Genomic DNA, 511 nt, shown 5'->3' with positions numbered 1-511 from the left:
CAACCTCCAGATCCGCGGCGTCTCCGACGCGACGCGCACGCCGCTCGCCCGGCTACTGGAAGCCGCCGGGCTCGGCGACGCGCGTAGCGATGGCGGCCCGCAGCGGCTGACGCTGACAAGCCCCCTCGCCGGCCGCGATCCGACCGAAACGTTCGATGTGCCGGCCCTCGCGCGTGCGGTGGAGGCGGCGGGGCTCGCCGTGCCGGGGCTGCCGGCCAAGACGCTGGTGGTGGTCGAAGGGCGCCTGGGTGCGGAGCTGCCGGAGGCCGACGCGTACCTGTTCTCACATATATCCGGGGACATCGGGATCGCGGTCGCCGGAGGTCAGGGCTTTCACGATCTCGCCACCTGCGCTGCGGAGGAGGCGCCGGCCGCGATAGCGGCACTGCTGCAGGCCTTCGCCCGGACCGGATTGCGGCGAATGCGCGATCTGTCGCCCGATGACTTCAGCGCACTGGACAATGCCGTTCGGGTCGAAATCCAGACGCAGGTCCCCTCTCCCTTGCGGGAG

At 71.4% G+C, this 511-nt stretch carries 1 protein-coding gene; it reads left to right on the top strand.

Going from position 1 to position 511, the window contains the following annotated elements; genetic code table 11:
* On the top strand, nt 1-511 hold a 511-nt coding region (locus ACTXGJ_RS12655; RefSeq protein WP_443566163.1), incomplete at both ends, for a hypothetical protein.

The sequence above is a fragment of the Psychrobacter sp. 1Y11 genome, assembly GCF_052259045.1.
Taxonomy (GTDB): Bacteria; Pseudomonadota; Gammaproteobacteria; order Pseudomonadales; family Moraxellaceae; genus Psychrobacter.
The sequence above is the reverse complement of the archived record's forward strand: the minus strand, read 5'-3'. Positions and strand labels throughout refer to the sequence as shown.